The 16,670-nt window shown below is 47.7% G+C and carries 14 protein-coding genes and 1 pseudogene; 4 read left to right on the forward strand and 11 right to left on the reverse strand.

The window, feature by feature from the left end; genetic code table 11:
• Positions 1-100: 100 nt before the first annotated feature.
• The 9 genes and pseudogenes from P8O70_20400 to P8O70_20440 all read right to left on the reverse strand — a co-directional run bounded on the left by P8O70_20400 (position 101) and on the right by P8O70_20440 (position 9,694).
• Positions 101-409: a hypothetical protein gene (locus P8O70_20400; GenBank protein ID MDG2199202.1), complete on the reverse strand. Its 309-nt coding sequence runs from the start codon at positions 407-409 to the stop codon at positions 101-103.
• 1,132 nt (positions 410-1,541) lie between these two features.
• Positions 1,542-1,859: a hypothetical protein gene (locus P8O70_20405; GenBank protein MDG2199203.1), complete on the reverse strand. Its 318-nt coding sequence runs from the start codon at positions 1,857-1,859 to the stop codon at positions 1,542-1,544.
• Between the two features lie 459 nt (positions 1,860-2,318).
• Complete coding sequence (locus P8O70_20410) at positions 2,319-3,290, reverse strand: dipeptide ABC transporter ATP-binding protein (GenBank protein MDG2199204.1); 972 nt, start codon at positions 3,288-3,290, stop codon at positions 2,319-2,321.
• The gene (locus tag P8O70_20415) at positions 3,287-4,261 is read right to left on the reverse strand and encodes an ABC transporter ATP-binding protein (protein ID MDG2199205.1); all 975 of its coding nucleotides are present in this window, start codon (positions 4,259-4,261) and stop codon (positions 3,287-3,289) included. Before P8O70_20415 ends, P8O70_20410 begins: the two co-directional genes overlap by 4 nt.
• A 3-nt stretch (positions 4,262-4,264) precedes the next feature.
• The gene (locus P8O70_20420; GenBank protein MDG2199206.1) at positions 4,265-5,155 is read right to left on the reverse strand and encodes an ABC transporter permease subunit; all 891 of its coding nucleotides are present in this window, start codon (positions 5,153-5,155) and stop codon (positions 4,265-4,267) included.
• Positions 5,155-6,160, reverse strand: a pseudogene (locus P8O70_20425) (ABC transporter permease subunit). The gene P8O70_20420 and the pseudogene P8O70_20425 overlap by 1 nt, the downstream one beginning before the upstream one ends.
• Complete coding sequence (locus P8O70_20430) at positions 6,160-7,260, reverse strand: Xaa-Pro peptidase family protein (GenBank protein ID MDG2199207.1); 1,101 nt, start codon at positions 7,258-7,260, stop codon at positions 6,160-6,162. The pseudogene P8O70_20425 and the gene P8O70_20430 overlap by 1 nt, the downstream one beginning before the upstream one ends.
• 54 nt (positions 7,261-7,314) lie before the next feature.
• On the reverse strand, positions 7,315-8,907 hold the full coding sequence (locus P8O70_20435; protein MDG2199208.1) for an ABC transporter substrate-binding protein: 1,593 nt from the start codon (positions 8,905-8,907) through the stop codon (positions 7,315-7,317).
• Positions 8,908-9,304: 397 nt separating this feature from the next.
• On the reverse strand, positions 9,305-9,694 hold the full coding sequence (locus tag P8O70_20440) for a hypothetical protein (GenBank protein ID MDG2199209.1): 390 nt from the start codon (positions 9,692-9,694) through the stop codon (positions 9,305-9,307).
• A 92-nt stretch (positions 9,695-9,786) separates the two neighbouring features.
• Here P8O70_20440 and P8O70_20445 point away from each other — a divergent pair, with 92 nt between their 5' ends.
• The gene (locus P8O70_20445; protein ID MDG2199210.1) at positions 9,787-10,704 is read left to right on the forward strand and encodes an aldo/keto reductase; all 918 of its coding nucleotides are present in this window, start codon (positions 9,787-9,789) and stop codon (positions 10,702-10,704) included.
• A 150-nt stretch (positions 10,705-10,854) separates the two neighbouring features.
• Here P8O70_20445 and P8O70_20450 read toward each other — a convergent pair whose 3' ends face one another.
• Positions 10,855-11,388 carry a GNAT family N-acetyltransferase gene (locus P8O70_20450; protein ID MDG2199211.1) on the reverse strand — a complete coding sequence of 178 codons (534 nt, stop codon included), beginning with the start codon at positions 11,386-11,388 and terminating at the stop codon, positions 10,855-10,857.
• 30 nt (positions 11,389-11,418) lie between these two features.
• Positions 11,419-13,095, reverse strand: a complete 1,677-nt coding sequence (locus P8O70_20455) for a glutamine--tRNA ligase/YqeY domain fusion protein (protein MDG2199212.1) — start codon at positions 13,093-13,095, stop codon at positions 11,419-11,421.
• A gap of 289 nt (positions 13,096-13,384) precedes the next feature.
• On the opposite strand from P8O70_20455, the gene P8O70_20460 reads away from it, so the two are divergent.
• The 3 genes from P8O70_20460 to P8O70_20470 all read left to right on the forward strand — a co-directional run bounded on the left by P8O70_20460 (position 13,385) and on the right by P8O70_20470 (position 16,017).
• Positions 13,385-13,561, forward strand: a complete 177-nt coding sequence (locus tag P8O70_20460; GenBank protein ID MDG2199213.1) for a hypothetical protein — start codon at positions 13,385-13,387, stop codon at positions 13,559-13,561.
• Positions 13,562-14,046: 485 nt separating this feature from the next.
• Positions 14,047-15,093: a site-specific integrase gene (locus P8O70_20465; protein ID MDG2199214.1), complete on the forward strand. Its 1,047-nt coding sequence runs from the start codon at positions 14,047-14,049 to the stop codon at positions 15,091-15,093.
• Between the two features lie 156 nt (positions 15,094-15,249).
• Positions 15,250-16,017 (forward strand): SDR family NAD(P)-dependent oxidoreductase, encoded by a 768-nt coding sequence (locus P8O70_20470; protein MDG2199215.1) that lies wholly within the window; start codon positions 15,250-15,252, stop codon positions 16,015-16,017.
• The last annotated feature ends 653 nt before the right edge of the window (positions 16,018-16,670 follow it).

The raw sequence follows: 16,670 nt of genomic DNA on the forward strand, positions 1-16,670 counted from the left end.
GTAAAAGTTAAGGAACTTGGCGATACGGTAGCTTCTCCAGTATCTGAAGAGGCAATGCTCAGTACAACATTTGCTAAGGGTTCACTATTGAGAGCAATACTCAGATTGTCTGTGGCTCCAGATTCAGTAACGGAGGTAGAACTGTTTGTCTCTGTAATGTTGATCCCAGTGATTCAAAAGCATCTAAATTGGTAACGGTCACTGTCTGATTATCTAGGGAAGCGTAGGTGGCGTCGGAGGAGTTATCTACGGAGACTGTAATCAACATTGTTTGGGAACCATCTGCAAAGTTGTCATCTACCCCAGTGACCGTGACCGTTTGAACTGCTGACCAGTTACTCGTAGTAAATGTGAGTTTATTTGCAGAGATAGTAGCTTCACCAGTGTCATTATCAGAAAGATTAGTCATGATATTGCTCTCAGGTCCTGAGTCCAACTTGACCGTAAACCTGTCTGTGCTAAGAGTTTCGCTTACGCTTGCTGAAGTTTTGGAGAGGCTAATGCCAGGAGCAGGGGTGGAGAAATGGTGCTCGCAGCAGCAATAGTTTCCAGATCATCAGGTATAAAGCAACCAACTGGCAGCCTACAAAGACTGATGAGGAGCAGGATTGGTCCTCACTTCTTGAATATTCCAGCAACTTTATTGCTCATTCCTACTTTCGCCATACCTCTCTTCAAACTGTGGATTTGATCTTCTAGCCTGGGCAACTGGGATTTAGGATGATGCTGATCTAATTTATTGAATTGCTGAGAATCATTGTAAGAAAAATATATTTTGTCTAAATAATGTAACATATTTCTTATTTCCTAACATAATCTGATAAAAATTCGCAATGAATTCTCATTCTTCAGTTGAGAATCTAGACTTTCTGGTTCATTTAGAACAAATTAATCCCAAATTCTTACCGAAAAGTGTGATCATCAGAAATTGACGTTGGTTTGGCGTAGGAGAACCAAAAAACAGGAAGAATTTGGCAGAATTGTCAGAAGGAAGTCAATGAAGCACTTAGAATCACAAGTTGAAATTGGTTGCTTAAAAGTTAAAAAAACTCGCCCTCGGGTCGATAGGAGTGATGGGAACTCTCTCCCAATTCCAAACAAGCATGAGCGTTGTACTTGCGGCTGGTTCCAAGCGTGTCTGGCCTAGATTTTCATAGTTGAAGGCTCGGCTCTCCCCAAAATAGTTTTGGGCCAACCCTAGCCACAGTTTGCCAGATATCTCCAGAATAAAATTAACTCCATAGATTCCAAGTCAGTGATCCCTTCCATCTTCGGAAAAGTCCGTTGAGTTCCATCTGATGCCGTATGGCTCAGTTGAAAATTTTCGTAACCCAACCCATGAGCAACAAAGGGTTGAAGATAGAAAAAATTAGCGAATGTCCAATCAATACCTAGTGAATAGTAAAATGGTCGGGCTGCTCAACCCTCCAGATCCTCTAGGCGAATGAATTCAACAGGAAGTTTTATCGACGAAGAGACTGGGTTCCAGTTCCAGATCAGCAGCAATATGCTGCTCTTTTCGAGTTGGAGTTCAGTCTTGCCTAAACCGTCATAGGTAAATGACCGATTTTCCAGGAAATAATTTTGAGAAAACCGATCCAGAATCGTTTGAAGATCTCAAGGAGGATGTTGGCCCCGTAGGCTCCGATGTCTGTGAGCCCTGTTTTTTTGAAAAAAGCTCTTTGAGTCACGTCTTTAGCCGTGTCAGCCAAGCGGAAGCTGCTTTGCCCAAGGCCATAGGCTGCATGGGGCTGAATATGAAGAAAATCAGCTATCAACCAGTCATAACCAAATGAATAAAGAAGGCTGAGACTGCGATACTCCGAATCGTAGGTTTGCTTGTTGCTCTGCCCTCCCATGATTGAAAACTCCTGATTGATCAGGTGTAGCGCACTGAACAGGTTTGTTTTGGCATTGGTTCTGCCAAAAAGTCAATTTCTGTTGAAAGCCATCCAATTCAACCACAAGATCGTGATTCTGAATTGAAAAACTAGCCTGCGTTTCTCTAAATCCCAGCCAACTCAACTCTCTCACATTTGAAATGATGCCTTGCGCCTCACTTTGAGCTGACAACAGCAAGATAACAACTACAAAAAAAGATAATGGGGTGCGGAAAAGCCAAACATTCAGTTGACTAATGAAACGAGTTAATTCTTCAGTAAAATTAAAGTATCACAACCTCATTCAGCAACTAAGCCCGTAAAAACACTGATCAAGTCATTAAAATGACACAAAGACATCAGCCTTTGGAGAGATGCGGGGTCATCAAATTCGATGATGGTTCCTACCGGTGATCAGATTATGTTGAATTTGGAAGGTTAGCTCAGTTCTACTTCCTCTGGAAAGAAACAAGCGGCGGCAGGAATTTTTTCTGGTAGGAGCGGACGTTCTTGACGGCAGCGATCTTGCGCTTTCCAACATCTAGGGGCAAAGGCACAGCCGGGTGGAAGATCGAGTGGGGAGGGAAGCTCTCCTTCGAGCTTGATGCGTTGTTTCTTGGTTTTTGGATCAGCAATCGGCGTTGCTGATAGCAGAGCTTTGGTGTAAGGGTGTTGGGGACGTTGGAAGATGTCGTCCTTGGTGCCGTGTTCCACGGGTCGCCCTAGATACATGACGATGACCTCATCAGCCATGTGACGCACCACAGATAGATCATGACTAATGAACAGGTACGCCAGACCAAGCTGATCCTGGAGGTCGATCAACAGGTTCAAAATCTGGCTCTGAATGGAGAGATCCAAGGCAGAGACGGGCTCATCAAGTACCAGCACCTTGGGATTGAGCATCAGTGCCCGGGCCACAGCAATCCGCTGGCGTTGACCCCCTGAAAACATGTGAGGATAGCGGTCGAAGTGTTCTGGTCGCAGACCTACCCGCTGCATCATCTCTTGTGCTAGCTTCGTCCGCTCGGATGCAGATAACTCCAGGCGATTGATCTTCAGCGGTTCTTCTAAAATCGAACCAATCCGTTGTCGTGGGTTCAAGGAACCGTAGGGATCCTGAAAGACAATCTGAACGCTGTTGCGCAAACGACCCCAACTTTCCGGAGTAGCTGGCTCACCGTTGATTTCCAATGCCCCTGCTGTGGGTTTCTCAATCATCGTCACCAATCGTGCCAAGGTTGATTTTCCACAACCCGATTCCCCCACTACCGCGAGAGTCTTACCAGCTTGCAGATGGAAGTTGGCCTCCGTCAATGCTTGAGTGATCTTTGGTGGACTGAACAGGTGATTCTTGACTTCATAATGTCGAGAGAGCCCCTGGCCCACCACGACGGTATCCGTGTTCATTTGACAACCCCCTCAATCGCTAGGGGAAAGTGACAGCGGGCAAAAGCAGCTTCGACCCCTAGGGGAGTGGGTTTTGTTTCCTGGCATTTCTGATTGGCGGACTGGCATCGCGGTGAAAAGAGACAACCTGCCGGCCGATCAAATTGACCCGGTACGACTCCTGGAATCGTCAGCAGGTGCCTACCGGACGCACGTTCTGGGAGCGCCGCCAACAAGGCAGCTGTGTAGGGGTGTCGTGGAGTTTCAAACAAGGATGAGACGGGTTGCTCTTCTACTTTCTGTCCTGCGTAATGCACCTGCACCCGTTCAGCTGTTTCCGCAACGACTCCCATGTCATGGGTGATTAGAATCAAGGCCATTCCAAAGTTTTTCTGCAAATCACCAAGCAAGTCCAGAATCTGAGCTTGAATCGTCACATCCAATGCCGTGGTCGGCTCATCAGCAATCAGGAGTTTAGGGTTGCAGGCGATAGCCATCGCAATCATCACCCGTTGATTCATTCCTCCAGAGAGCTGATGGGGGAATAGGCGCAAACGCTCTACTGGTGCTGGGATGCCAACCATCTCGAAGATCTCGACTGCGCGCTGCTGCCTCTCCTTTCGATTAAGACCAAGATGCTGACACAAGGCTTCCTTGAGTTGGAATCCAACTGTAAAGCAGGGATTCAGCGAAGACATTGGCTCCTGAAAAATCATCGCCAGGTCCTTGCCGATCAGTTGCTGCCGTTGCTTGGGGTTGAGTTGTCGCAGGTCCCTTCCGTCGAAAATTAGCTGATCTGCGGTGATGGTTGCTGTCCAGGGAAGGAGTCCCATCACAGCAAGCATCGCGACAGATTTCCCAGAACCAGACTCTCCCACAATTGCTAGAATCTCGCCCCGTTCAATCGTCACATCGACTGCATCGACAGCTCGGAAAGCACCCGACGAAGTAGCAAAATCAACAGATAGGTTGCGAATTTCGAGCAGGGACATCCCTCAACTCCTCCGTAACTTAGGGTCGAGGGCATCCCTCAGTCCGTCTCCCATCAGATTGATTGCCAGTACGGTAATCAGAATCGCTAAGCCAGGGAAAGTTACCACCCACCAGGCTCGCAGAATAAACTCTCGAGCTTCGGCCAGCATCGTTCCCCATTCAGGAGTTGGAGGTTGTGCGCCCATCCCCAGAAAACCGAGGGCAGCAGCATCTAAAATTGCAGTGGAGAAGGACAAGGCTGCCTGAACAATGATTGGCGAGAGGCAGTTTGGGAGGACTGTGATGAACATCAGCCGTGGCAGCTTGGCACCAGTGACCTTGGCAGCAGTCACGTAGTCCTTGGAACGCTCTGCAAGTACTGAGGAACGGGTTAGCCTGACGTAGTGGGGTTGCAGAACAATCGCAATTGCGATCATTGCGTTGGTCAGCGAGGGGCCTAGAATTGCAACCAGCACCAACGCTAGCAGCAGGGAAGGAAAAGCGAGAATGATATCCATCACCCGCATCAGGATCGTGTCTAGCCATTTGGGAGCAAAACCTGAGAGCAACCCCACCACAATGCCCCCAGCTGCCGATACCGTTACGACCACGATTCCCACGTAAAAGGAGTAGCGTGCTCCGTATAGTAGTCTTGAGAGCATATCCCTTCCCACTGCGTCTGTTCCCAAGGGGAAAGCCAGACTGCCCCCTTCCTGCCAGAATGGAGGTTGGAGCAGATGCTCTCGATACTGAACGGTGGGGTCATAGGGGGCAATCCAATCAGCCAATAGTGCAACGACAACAAAGAGCCCAAAAATCCAGAGCCCAAAGACAGCACCTCGGTTTTCTTGGAAGTAAAACCAAAATTCTTGAAACCGTCCTGGACGCTCCGCAGCTTGGGCGACCGTATTCATCAGCGCTTCCGGATTTTTGGGTTGATCAGGCCATAAAGCACATCGACCGACAGGTTGACGATCATTACCATCACAGCAATCAGTAACAAGCCTCCCTGGACTACTTGATAATCTCGACGGAAGATAGAATCGACCATCCACTTCCCAATTCCTGGCCAGCTGAATATGGTCTCAGTGAGGATGGCTCCTGCCAGCAATGTTCCGACAGAGAGCCCAATCACTGTGATCACCGGAATCATTGCATTGCGCAGCGCATGAATTCCGTTGATCCGAAAGGGAGCCAGTCCCTTGGCTTTGGCGGTTCGGATGTAGTCTTCAGAAAGCACTTCCAGCATCGCAGATCTGGTCTGCCTGGCAATCACCGCCAGTGGAATCGTTCCTAGTACGATGGTTGGCAGAATCAAGTGATTCAGCGCTGAACCTAGGGCTCCTGATTCTTCAGACCTTAGTGCATCAGATCATGAAGCCGGTTGGATCCTCAAAGAAGTAAAGCAGGCTGATTCGTCCAGAAACAGGTGTCAGCCCCAACCAGCCGGACATCAGGATGATCAGCAGCAAGGCCCACCAAAAGATTGGCATCGAATAGCCGATCAGGGCTGATGACATCAACAGACGATCGAACAGTTTTCCCCGATTGACAGCTGCGATGATCCCAGCTGGCAAGCCCAGCAGCAACGCAAAGATCATGGCACAAACAGAAAGCTCCAGCGTGGCAGGAAACAATGCGAAAAATTCATCCCAGACTGGACGCTTGGTAACAAAGCTTTGACCAAGATCGCCTTGCATTACTCCGGAGAGATAATCGAAGTATTGCTCCATCAAGGGACGGTCAAAGCCGAACTGCTTGAGCAACTCCTGGTAGCGTTCGTCACTCAACCCTCGCTCACCAGCCATCACGATGATCGGATCGCCGGGAAGCACACGAATGAAGGAGAAGGAGATCAGGGTTACCCCAAAAAAAGTCGGCAGGAAGGTCAGCAGCTTGGAGAGCAGGTAGCGGAGCATCAGCCAATCACGGTCAGGCTTCGGGAGAAGTTAGTCAAGGATCGGCAACCATCTTCGGTGACCAAAACATCATCCTCGATACGGACACCAAAGCCGTCGGGAGCCACTCGGTACAGACCAGGTTCAATCGTGAAGACCATTCCAGTATCCAACTGCTGGTGATTACCACGCATGATATAGGGATCTTCATGAACTGCGCGACCTAATCCATGACCAGTCTTGGTGCGAATTCGGTCTGCATACAAGGAAGCTTCCAATAAAGAGGTGACCTCATCATCCACTTGGTGTGCGGTCACTTTTGGAGAAGTGAGGGCATGACCAGCTTGGTTCGCATTCAGAACGGTCTGGTAGACTTCCTGAGCTTCGTCAGTGGCGTGTCCTACAAAAAAAGTCCTCGTGATATCAGCGCAGAGACCACTCCAACGAGCCCCAAAGTCAATCAGCAAAGCGTCACCAGCTTGGATCTGGTAGTCGGGTCGGGCGTGGGCATGAGGTCGAGCTGAATTCTCACCAGCCGCGACAATTGGTCGAAAGGACTGCTCCTTTGCGCCATTTGCAAAAAGCGCTTGCACCAATTGCGTCTCAACTTCGGTCTCAGTTAATCCGGGACGGACCTTTTTGATGACGTCTGCCAGAGCATTCTGTGAAATTCGGATGGCCTGCTCCAGGGCTTCGACTTCTTCAGCATTTTTGCGAAGCCGTAAACCAGAGATTTGTTTTTCAGCATCCACGATAGTCAGTTGAGGCCATGCTTTGACCATCGCATGGTGAACGAACACTCTCATCACCTGCCCTTCCACGGCCACAGATTGCATCGGCAGGTGAGCGGCTAAGGCTTCAAAAGCACCTTGATAGCCTGTTTGATCTCGCCAGTCAAACACTGCTCCCTCAAAGTTGAGCAGATCAAAGGAACGCAACTCTAGGTTGGGCACCAACGCAGCAGGATCTCCCTGTGCTGGAATGAACACAACCAGTGGACGTTCGTGACTGGAGAAGCTCTTGCGATAAAGACGCTCAAAATTACAGCCAGGCACCAGCGCCACAGCTTCGACGCCAAGATCTTTGGCAACTTGGCGAAATGGTAGGTATCGATCGGTCAAGGGATCTCCTTGATGGAGAGGAGGCAGAGCCCAAAAGCTCTGCCTGTTTGTGGATTAGTTGGCGATGTCGACGCCATAGAAGATGTGGCCACCCAAGGGATGAACCTTGTAGCCCTTCACTTCACTGCGCATCGGCATGAAAACGACGGAATGTGCGATCGTCGCCCAGGGAGCCTGGTCCTTGAAGATCACTTGAGCTTCCTGGTATAGACGAGTGCGCTCTTTTACGTCCGTAGTTATCTTGGCCTTCTGGATCAGATCATCAAAAGGCTTGTGACACCACTGCGCCCGATTGGATTTTTCCACTCCAGCACAACCCAATAAGACAGCAAGGAAGTTATCAGGATCCCCGTTGTCTCCGGTCCAGCCCAATAGAATTGCACCATCACGATCCAATGCCCTTGAACGGCTGAGATACTCACCCCACTCGTAGCTAATGATCTCCACGTTCACCCCAATTTTGGCAAAGTCTGCCTGGATTAACTCAGCCATTCGCCGTGCATTGGGATTGTAGGGACGTTGCACCGGCATCGCCCAAACCTTCATACTCAGATCGCTGACTCCTTCAGCAGCCAACATCTTCTTCGCTCCATCTGGATCGTAGGGGTCATCCTGAATCGAATTATTGTAGGACCACATGGTTGGGGGAATTGGATTCTTAGCTGCTTGACCAGACCCCTGGAAGACCACATCGATGATTGCTTTCTTGTCGATCGCCATGTTCAAAGCCTTGCGGACTTTTGGATTGTCAAATGGCTTCTGGGTCGAGTTATAGGCAAGATAACCAACGTTCAGGCCTTCCTGCTCCATCATTGTGATGGATGGATCAGCTTTCATTGCGTCAATGTCTGCTGGGTTTGGATAGGGCATTACGTGGCATTCCCCAGCCTTTAGCTTCTGGTAGCGCACTGAGTTGTCCGGAGTGATCGCAAAAACCAAGTTGTCTAGTCTGGAAGCTCCTCGCCAATAGCCTTTGTTTGTCTTGTAACGGATTACAGCATCTTTTTGGTATCCTACAAACTGGAAAGGACCTGTTCCAATTGGGGCCTGGTTCAGCATCTCTGGCGTTCCAGCTGAAATCATTTTATCGCCATACTCTGCTGAGAGAATGGATGCAAAGTCCATCGCCATGTTGGCAATGAAGGGAGCTTCAGGTCGGTTCAGGTTGAACCGGATGGTATAGTCATTCACCTTTTCGACTGACTTGATCAGCGAAGGCATATCCATCCCGCCAAAGTATTCCCAGGTTCCACCAGAGACCTTATGGTAGGGATGGCTTTCCAATCGCTGGCGCTCAAAGGAGAAAATCACATCGTCTGCATTGAAATCTCGAGAAGGCGTGAAGTTCTTATTTGAATGGAATGCTACTCCCTTTCTTAGATAAAAAGTGTAGGAAAGGCCATCGTTTGAGGCTTCCCAGCGTTCTGCCAACCCAGGAATGACGTTTGTGGTACCGACTTCAAATTCAGCCAGTCGATTGTAGATTGGATGCGATGAAGCATCAAAAGTTGTTCCAGCAGTGTAGAGAGCTGGATCAAAACCTTCTGGGGATCCTTCGGAGCAATAGACCAGCGTCTTTGCAGAGACGGAGCCCGCAAAGACCGCTCCCAGCATCAGGCCAGTCGCTAGTTTCAGTGTATTCTTCATGATCATTCCTTTTACAGGTTGGGTCAGTTCAGAGATTTCTGGAGAAAACATTCTTTAGCATGTGGAGCTGCGAACTCCCTAAATCAGTAATGTAGTTTCCGCTTCCCTGCTACTTCACAGCTTGACACGGTGGCCACTTCACATCCATTGTGAATCTTCAGATTACTTACCGACTTCTAATCCGATTTTTGATAGCCAGCCAGTTTTTTTACAACAACCGTCCACTCAGCATTCAGGGAACACAGACTAAATCCAGTCTTCTCAAAACGGTGAGTTTGTACCTGGTTCCTCTTCTCCAGTTCCTCCTCCACGCAAGAGTCAGTTTGTTGTAGAGTTGATGGTTGTAAGGAAGTCTGAGAGCAAACGCAATCTTGGTCTTTGTAAAAAAACGTTTGCTTCAACAGATCATGCCTGGTTTTTGGCAATGCTCACTTTGAATGTCAATGAAGAGAGCGTTACGTAGGATGCTGGAGATGGTACTGAGAGTCCACTCAAGTTTGAGCTGATCCGACCTTTCTGGGCCAACCAGCAGGAAACTGATGCTGTGATTGCGTTTTTGGAGGGTTTTACGGATCAAGGATTTGTTACTGGCTCCGCTTTTGCCAATCCTTAGCCTGAGAATCATCCAGCTCAGGGTATTACTGCAAGGGATAGAGAGGGATGAAAACTGGCTACTTTCTCTTGCAGTGAAGGTAGCCGAACTGCTGTAAGTGAGAAATCTTCGATTGTGCAATGCTGAAGCTTTCACTGGCAGATTTTTTAGAGCTGGGCTAGGAATCTTGGGCATTGAAAATTCACCTGGGAAAAGTTCCGTTGTCGCTCGTTTTCACTTGGCTACCAGGATCAGAAGACAGGTTTCTTCATCAGAAAGTCTCAACCATGATCAATCTTGCAAACACCGATCTAAAAATCTCATCGCTCTGTCTTGGCGGAAACGTCTTTGGCTGGACCGCTGATGTCACCAATTCAGAGGCAGTGCTCAGTCACTTCATTGATAATGGGGGAAACTTCATTGATACAGCTGATATGTACTCACAATGGGGCAACGGACACGTGGGTGGAGAATCAGAGAGGATCATTGGTAACTTGCTCAAGGCTAGAGGAGACCGCAGCTCCTTGGTGATTGCTACTAAGGTTGCCAAAATGGACAAACACCGTGGGTTGTCAGCACAGAACATCCGTGCCGCTTGTGAGGAGTCGCTGCAGCGACTTCAAACAGATTACATCGACTTGTACTATGCTCACGAGGATGACCCGAAGACCCCGATTGAAGAGACCCTGGGGGCTTTTGATTCGCTGGTTCAGGAGGGAAAGGTGCGCTACATCGCTGCTTCAAACTTTACGGCTCCTCGCCTACAGGAATCACTCGACATTGCCAAAAAAGCAGGGCTGGTTGGCTATGTGGCTGCCCAGGATCACTACAATTTGCTAGAGAGAGACTATGAAACCTCCCTTCAGCCCACACTATCCAAAAATTCGCTCAGTCAATTACCTTACTTTGGCTTGGCTCGTGGCTTTTTGACAGGCAAGTATCGACCAGGGAAAAACGTCAATTCTGTACGCTCTGGAGGAGTGGCTGGCTACCAAAATGCTCGTGGCTGGAACCTATTAACTAAGCTGGATGAACTAGCCCAGCAACATCAAACTACAGTTTCGGCAGTGGCCTTGGCCTGGTTGCGCGCTCAGCCTACAGTCGCCACTCCGATTGCCTCGGCTCGTAACCTTCAGCAACTTAAGGAAATTCTGCCTGTCGTCGAGCTCAGTGCCGGAGAATTGCAGACGCTGTCCAATTGTTGAGTCGTCTGCAAATCAGTCACCCACCACTGACGTAGTCCCCCCTCCAATCTTAGTTGGGCGAGGGTTTTTAGACTGCGTTGAATCCAAATTTATTTGCAAATGAACGAGGTTTTTAGACCAACTCAGACAAATCCTTTGAGGGGAAATAAATCAGGGGATAATGGATGGGTGCAATAGAGTGGTTCCCGATGCTTTCAGCTGAGCCTGCATATAAACGGAATCCAGGAAGCGTCTAAACTTGAAACCGATGTTGTGAAACACCCCCACCTCAATGAAGCCAGCCCGCTCATGCAACCGAATGGAAGCGTGGTTGGCCGAGTCTCCGATCACGGCGATCATCTCCCGATAGCCCAAGGCTCCACACTGAGGCTGTAGCTCCTGCAGGAGCTGCAGCCCAATACCCTGTTTGCTGAATTCAGGATGAAGATAAACTGAATCTTCCAGGGTGAAGCGATCACCTGCCCGAGGACGATAGGGGCTCGCGTAGGCATAACCCGCAATTTGTTCTGTGACTTCCGCAACAAGGTAGGGCAGACCCTTTTCGTGAACAGATTGGGCCCGGTCGGTTATCTCCGCAAGGCTGGGGGGTTCCCATTCCCAAGATCCGGTTCCATGCAATACATGGTGGGCGTAAATCTGCTGAATCTGAGGCAGATCGTCAGCAACAAGAGGTCGGATTTTCAAGGAAGTGTTAGCATAAAACCAAAGCTCAACTCACTTACCTCCCCAAGAATCACGCAAAGTGACGATGCGATTGAAGACCAAGGAATCTGTTTTGGAGTCCCGAGAATCGAGACAGAAGTAGCCAAGCCGTTCGAATTGATAGGCCATTCCTACTTCAGTGTTTATCAAATTGGGTTCCAGCCAGGCTTGTGAGAGGATCTCCATCGAGTTGGGATTGAGGTCGAGCAGGAAGTTCTTGTCTGGGTAATCACTTCCCGGTGTGGGTTGGGAGAATAAACGATCATAAAGTCGGATCTCAGCTTGGATGGCATGGGCAGCAGAGACCCAGTGAATGATTCCCTTAACCTTGCGTCCCTCCGGTTTCCGTCCTCGGCTGGTGTTGGGGTCGTAGATGCAACGAAGCTCGATGACCTTACCGGAAGCATCCTTGATGACTTCTTCACAACGAATGACGTAGGCGTTTCGCAGACGCACTTCTCCACCTGGAACCAACCGATGGAAGCCCTCCGGTGGATCTTCGTCGAAATCATCCTCTTCGATAAAAATTTCACGACTCATAGGGATAGGCCGTCGTCCACGATCCGGAAATTGCTGATGAACTGGGGCATCCAACTCCTCTTCCTGATCTTCTGGACAGTTAAGGAGAACAACCTTCAGCGGACGCAGGACCGCCATGGCTCTGGGGGCCTTGGAGTCCAGATCTTCACGGATACAGTCTTCCAAGACGCTCATGTAGATGTTGTTTTCAGCCTTGGAGATGCCAATACGTTCGGCAAACAGTTTCAGACTTTCGGGGGTGTATCCCCGCCGTCGCAAGCCTGAGATGGTGGGCATGCGTGGGTCATCCCAATCAGAGACGTGACCTTCTTCAACGAGCTGAATCAAGCGCCGTTTGCTGAGCACAGTGTATTGTAGGTTTAGGCGACTGAATTCGATCTGACGAGGGTGACAAGGCACGTCCAGTTGGTCCAACACCCAGTCATAGAGAGGCCGATGATCCTCAAACTCGAGAGTGCAGAGAGAATGGGTGATGCCTTCGAGAGCATCAGAGAGGCAATGCGTGTAATCGTACATCGGGTAGAGGCACCATTCGTTTCCTGTTCGCTGATGAGTCACCTTGCGGATGCGATAAATTACTGGATCACGCAGGTTGATGTTCGGGGAAGCCATATCGATCTTGGCACGAAGGACATGGGCCCCGTCTTCAAATTCACCTGATTTCATCCTACGAAATAATTCTAAATTCTCTGCTGTGGAGCGCTCACGAAAAGGGCTCACCGTTCCTGGTTCAGTGAGAGTCCCACGCTGTTTCCGAATGCTTTCCTGCGATTGGCTATCCACATAGGCCTTACCCTGATGGATTAAATCCTCAGCGAAGTCATACAATCTTTGGAAGTAGTCGGAGGCATGGGTCAACCAATCTTGCCAGTCAAAGCCTAGCCAGCGCACGTCTTCGAGGATTGCTTGCACATACTCCTCATCCTCATTGATGGGATTCGTGTCATCAAAACGCATGAAGCAGTGTCCAGGGAATTCCTGCACTAGGCCAAAATTCAGAAAAATCGACTTGGCGTGCCCGATGTGGAGATAGCCATTTGGTTCGGGAGGAAATCGTGTGACAATTTCTTGATGCTTGCCGGATTGGAGGTCTTCCTGGATGATATTGCGAATGAAGTGAGTGGAGCGGACAGGTTCGGGCGATGACATTCTGAACGTTTGCTGCGAGGTTGGGAAAAAATGTAAAGCTAACAAATTTCCTGAGAACTGCCAAGATGTGCAAGTGCCATGATTACCGAGCTTTCTCAAAAAATTAAATTTCTACAAATCGATCAAGGTAGATCAAGCGCTATTGGGTATCGGTGAGGTTCATTCGGGACTTGTTTCTATCCAAAATACGCATACCCAATAAAGTGGAATTATTTGATCAAATCTTCAGAGTTAGCGATTCAAAATCATATTGGGTTCACAATTTCAAACCACAGAGAGCAGGTAACTCATGGAACCAGTTAGACCAAATGAGACCGAAGGGGAAAATAATGAGAGTGGAAATCATCAACCCTTGATCACAAGTGCGGTCGTCATCGGGATTGTACTAGCTTTAGTGGCAATCATTGAGATGGGTGGACTTCAACTCTGGGAGTGGATTCAAAGCCTCGAAGAAGTAGCGCAGTAGAAAGTGGAAGGGCAATAAAGATTGAGACTTACAGGATAGATCAGATGAAAACGATCAGCGAGAAAGTGGAGTTTTGATTAGGCATGAGTGAGGTAGGCTTTCGACTGGTTCCCCAAGCTGGACTCGAACCAGCGACCCAATGATTAACAGATGCTCGCTCGAGCCCTGAGAATCTGGGTACATCTATCACATTCTCTAAAACCCGCAAAAAGTCTAGCTGTGCGGGAAACTCCAAATATATATTTAGACTCATCTCCACATAAATTGGATTCCTAGTGCGTCTAAATTGCGCCTGGAAATTTCACTTTATTTCTACATCAGTGCGCCCAAATTGCGCCTAAGAGCATCTGACCAATTACCTTCACTTAGAAATACTGATAGTTAAGGTTATTGACTCTATGATTTTGAATCATAGGTTCTAATAGGAACGCTCCCTTCTGGCAAATTTGTTTGCCTCACTGAGAAGAAAATACTCAGGAGATGAAATGGCAACGGTGACTGAACGCCTACGTAAAAATGGTAAAAAGATCTTTCGAGTGGAGATTCGCATCAAAGGTAATCCTCCTCTAAGTAAAAGTTTCGAAAGAAAGGCTGATGCAACTGATTGGGCCAGACAACAAGAGGTAAAGATCAAACAAGGTTGTTTGCTCTCTCTTGATGCAGATCGTCAAACAATAGCTTTGATAATTAGTAACTATCTTGAGGACATTGTAAGTAAAATGTGTCTGTCATCTCGTTCCAGCTATTCCAATCAGCTTTATTGGTTTCGAGATCGGGTTGGGCAGTTTACTCTGCGTCAATTAATTCCTGCTTTGATCGTTCAACAGAGAAAAATCCTTCAGAATGAGGATTCCACAAGAGGTAAAAGATCAGCTGCAACATGCAACCGCTATCTAGCTGAATTGAGTTCTTGCTGTTCCTATGCGGTTGAGCAACAGATTCTTGAAGAAAATCCTTGCAGAAAAATAAAGAAGCTTACTGAGCCCAGAGGCCGGACACGCTTTCTTGGCGATCAAGAACATGAAAAATTAATTGCAGCCTGCAAAGACAACTCCCCTCAACTTCATCTTGCTGTCGTACTCTCTTTGGCTACAGGTGCGAGAAGAGATGAAATCTGGTCGTTACGCTGGGAAAATGTCGATATGGCAGAGGGATATCTAACCTTTCATGAGACAAAGGACGGAGACATTCGATCTGTTCCCGTTATTGGGCAGGCATTAGATCTATTGAGAGAGTATCATCGTAAACATCGACTGCTGCATACTTCACTATTGTTTCCCTCTTCAACAAACCCTCAGAAACCTTTGGAATTCAGAAAACGTTGGGAGTCAGTCTTACGGAAGTCTGAAATCGTGAATTTCCGATATCATGATTTGCGGCATTCAGCAGCCAGTTATATGGTCCGTAATGGTATGGATTTGAGACTTGTGGCAGAGATACTTGGTCACAGGACACCGCAGATGACGATGCGCTATAGTCACCTGAAGCGAGGTCATCTGAAGCAGGCAATGCTTGGAGCGATGGGTGCGTAATCAATTGGAAACCTATTAGGTTCACCCTCTACCATCAACACAATACTTGAGTTGAAAACTGGTTTGCTTTAGAAGTAGATCAGTTTTTCAACCTTCTAGATGCTCGGTGTTATCTAGATAAATAGTAGACTTGGAATTAACAAGATGTGAATGCGTATGAGGTTAAAAGATAAGAGTGTTGTTGTTACAGGTGCAACAGGAAGTATAGGTAAGGAAACAGCAAAGCTATTTAAAAGTAATGGTGCCAAATTGGCACTTTTAGGCAGAGACAAAAATAAATTGGAGGAGCTGCAAACTGAATTAGGCACTGATGAAAATACACTCTACATTGAATACGAAGCCAGAGACGAAAGTTCTGTTGCTTCCGCGATCAACAAAACGAATGAAGAATTTGGATCTTTGGACGCTGTAGTTGCAAATGCAGGAACTGAAGGGGTTATTCAGTCATTGACAGACTACACAGTAGAAGACTTTAGCTACACGCTCGAAGTCAATGTTACAGGAGTATGGTTGCTGATGAAGCATGCTACTCCGATAATGACTGGGCAAAAAAAAGGTTCATTCATAGCCATATCTTCGGGTGCCGGCGTAGTTGGTTCAAGTGGTCAGTGTCCATATGCTGCTAGCAAGCACGCAGTCTGTGGAATGATCAAAACTGCCTGCATTGAATTTGGTTCAAGTGGTGTCCGTTTCAACGTTCTTGCACCAGGTCCAATTGCAAACCGGATGATGGAATCACTTCACAAACAAATAAACCCTGTCAACCCAACGGAGGTTGAAGATTTTGTCAAAAGTAAGATTCCAATGGGCAGATACGGAACTGATGTGGAGATTGCTCAATTCGCACTTTTCCTTGCTTCGGATGAATCCACTTTCTGCAATGGTGGGGTTTTTCTAGCAGATGGAGGCCTCACTGCTGGTTGAAGGGTTTATCATTCATAGTCTGCACTATGGAGATGTTCTATGGGCAGGCAGTGTTTTACCAAACGAATCTGAGAATGATTTGAATGCAAAGTTTTAGTAAGGAGAGTTTGGTGATCTGTATGGGTCACTTCCTGTGGTTGTAGTATTCAAAATCTTGTTAGAAGAATGACACTAGGATTAGCTAATAGCTACAGAACCGATCTCTTCAAGATGAGCCAACGGACAGATAGAAATATTTTCTTTTGAACCTTCAAAAAGTTGAATTTTGGAGAAAGGGGAGGGTGAGCCAAAAGCCCCTACCTGTTGTTTATTACCTCCCCTAATCGATTTTTATTTAGACGCGGAATGCTGTTGGTTGTTCCACAAATCGGATAGGAGGGCAATTAAGTGGTGCCTTAGTGTCTTCAGATTTTACAAATCTTTTCTTCTACAGTAATAAAGGCCCTTTTAGGGTATTTTTTTCATAGAAACTTTTTCTGTAAAAAGTTGAAGACACCTCTAAAAAAGCCGTCTAGATCTCATAAATACTGGGCTTGTTGTGTCATGCACTGATTGCTGACATGATGACATTTTCGATGACACTTGGTCCAAAAACTTCCAAATTTGCTTCTTCCAACAAAGAGGTCTTGTGACACCTCCATCAAGTTGAAGAC

The organism is SAR324 cluster bacterium (assembly GCA_029245725.1).
Taxonomy (GTDB): domain Bacteria; phylum SAR324; class SAR324; order SAR324; family NAC60-12; genus JCVI-SCAAA005.

What these genes read in the sequence shown, in the direction of transcription:
- P8O70_20420 (MDG2199206.1), bottom strand. Translation starts at nt 5,155, where the DNA reads ATGAATACGGTCGCCCAAGCTGCGGAGCGTCCAGGACGGTTTCAAGAA.
- P8O70_20435 (MDG2199208.1), bottom strand. Translation starts at nt 8,907, where the DNA reads ATGAAGAATACACTGAAACTAGCGACTGGCCTGATGCTGGGAGCGGTC.
- P8O70_20455 (MDG2199212.1), bottom strand. Translation starts at nt 13,095, where the DNA reads ATGTCATCGCCCGAACCTGTCCGCTCCACTCACTTCATTCGCAATATC.
- P8O70_20405 (MDG2199203.1), bottom strand. Translation starts at nt 1,859, where the DNA reads ATGGGAGGGCAGAGCAACAAGCAAACCTACGATTCGGAGTATCGCAGT.
- P8O70_20465 (MDG2199214.1), top strand. Translation starts at nt 14,047, where the DNA reads ATGGCAACGGTGACTGAACGCCTACGTAAAAATGGTAAAAAGATCTTT.
- P8O70_20440 (MDG2199209.1), bottom strand. Translation starts at nt 9,694, where the DNA reads ATGCCCAAGATTCCTAGCCCAGCTCTAAAAAATCTGCCAGTGAAAGCT.
- P8O70_20445 (MDG2199210.1), top strand. Translation starts at nt 9,787, where the DNA reads ATGATCAATCTTGCAAACACCGATCTAAAAATCTCATCGCTCTGTCTT.
- P8O70_20410 (MDG2199204.1), bottom strand. Translation starts at nt 3,290, where the DNA reads ATGAACACGGATACCGTCGTGGTGGGCCAGGGGCTCTCTCGACATTAT.
- P8O70_20400 (MDG2199202.1), bottom strand. Translation starts at nt 409, where the DNA reads ATGACTAATCTTTCTGATAATGACACTGGTGAAGCTACTATCTCTGCA.
- P8O70_20415 (MDG2199205.1), bottom strand. Translation starts at nt 4,261, where the DNA reads ATGTCCCTGCTCGAAATTCGCAACCTATCTGTTGATTTTGCTACTTCG.
- P8O70_20460 (MDG2199213.1), top strand. Translation starts at nt 13,385, where the DNA reads ATGGAACCAGTTAGACCAAATGAGACCGAAGGGGAAAATAATGAGAGT.
- P8O70_20470 (MDG2199215.1), top strand. Translation starts at nt 15,250, where the DNA reads ATGAGGTTAAAAGATAAGAGTGTTGTTGTTACAGGTGCAACAGGAAGT.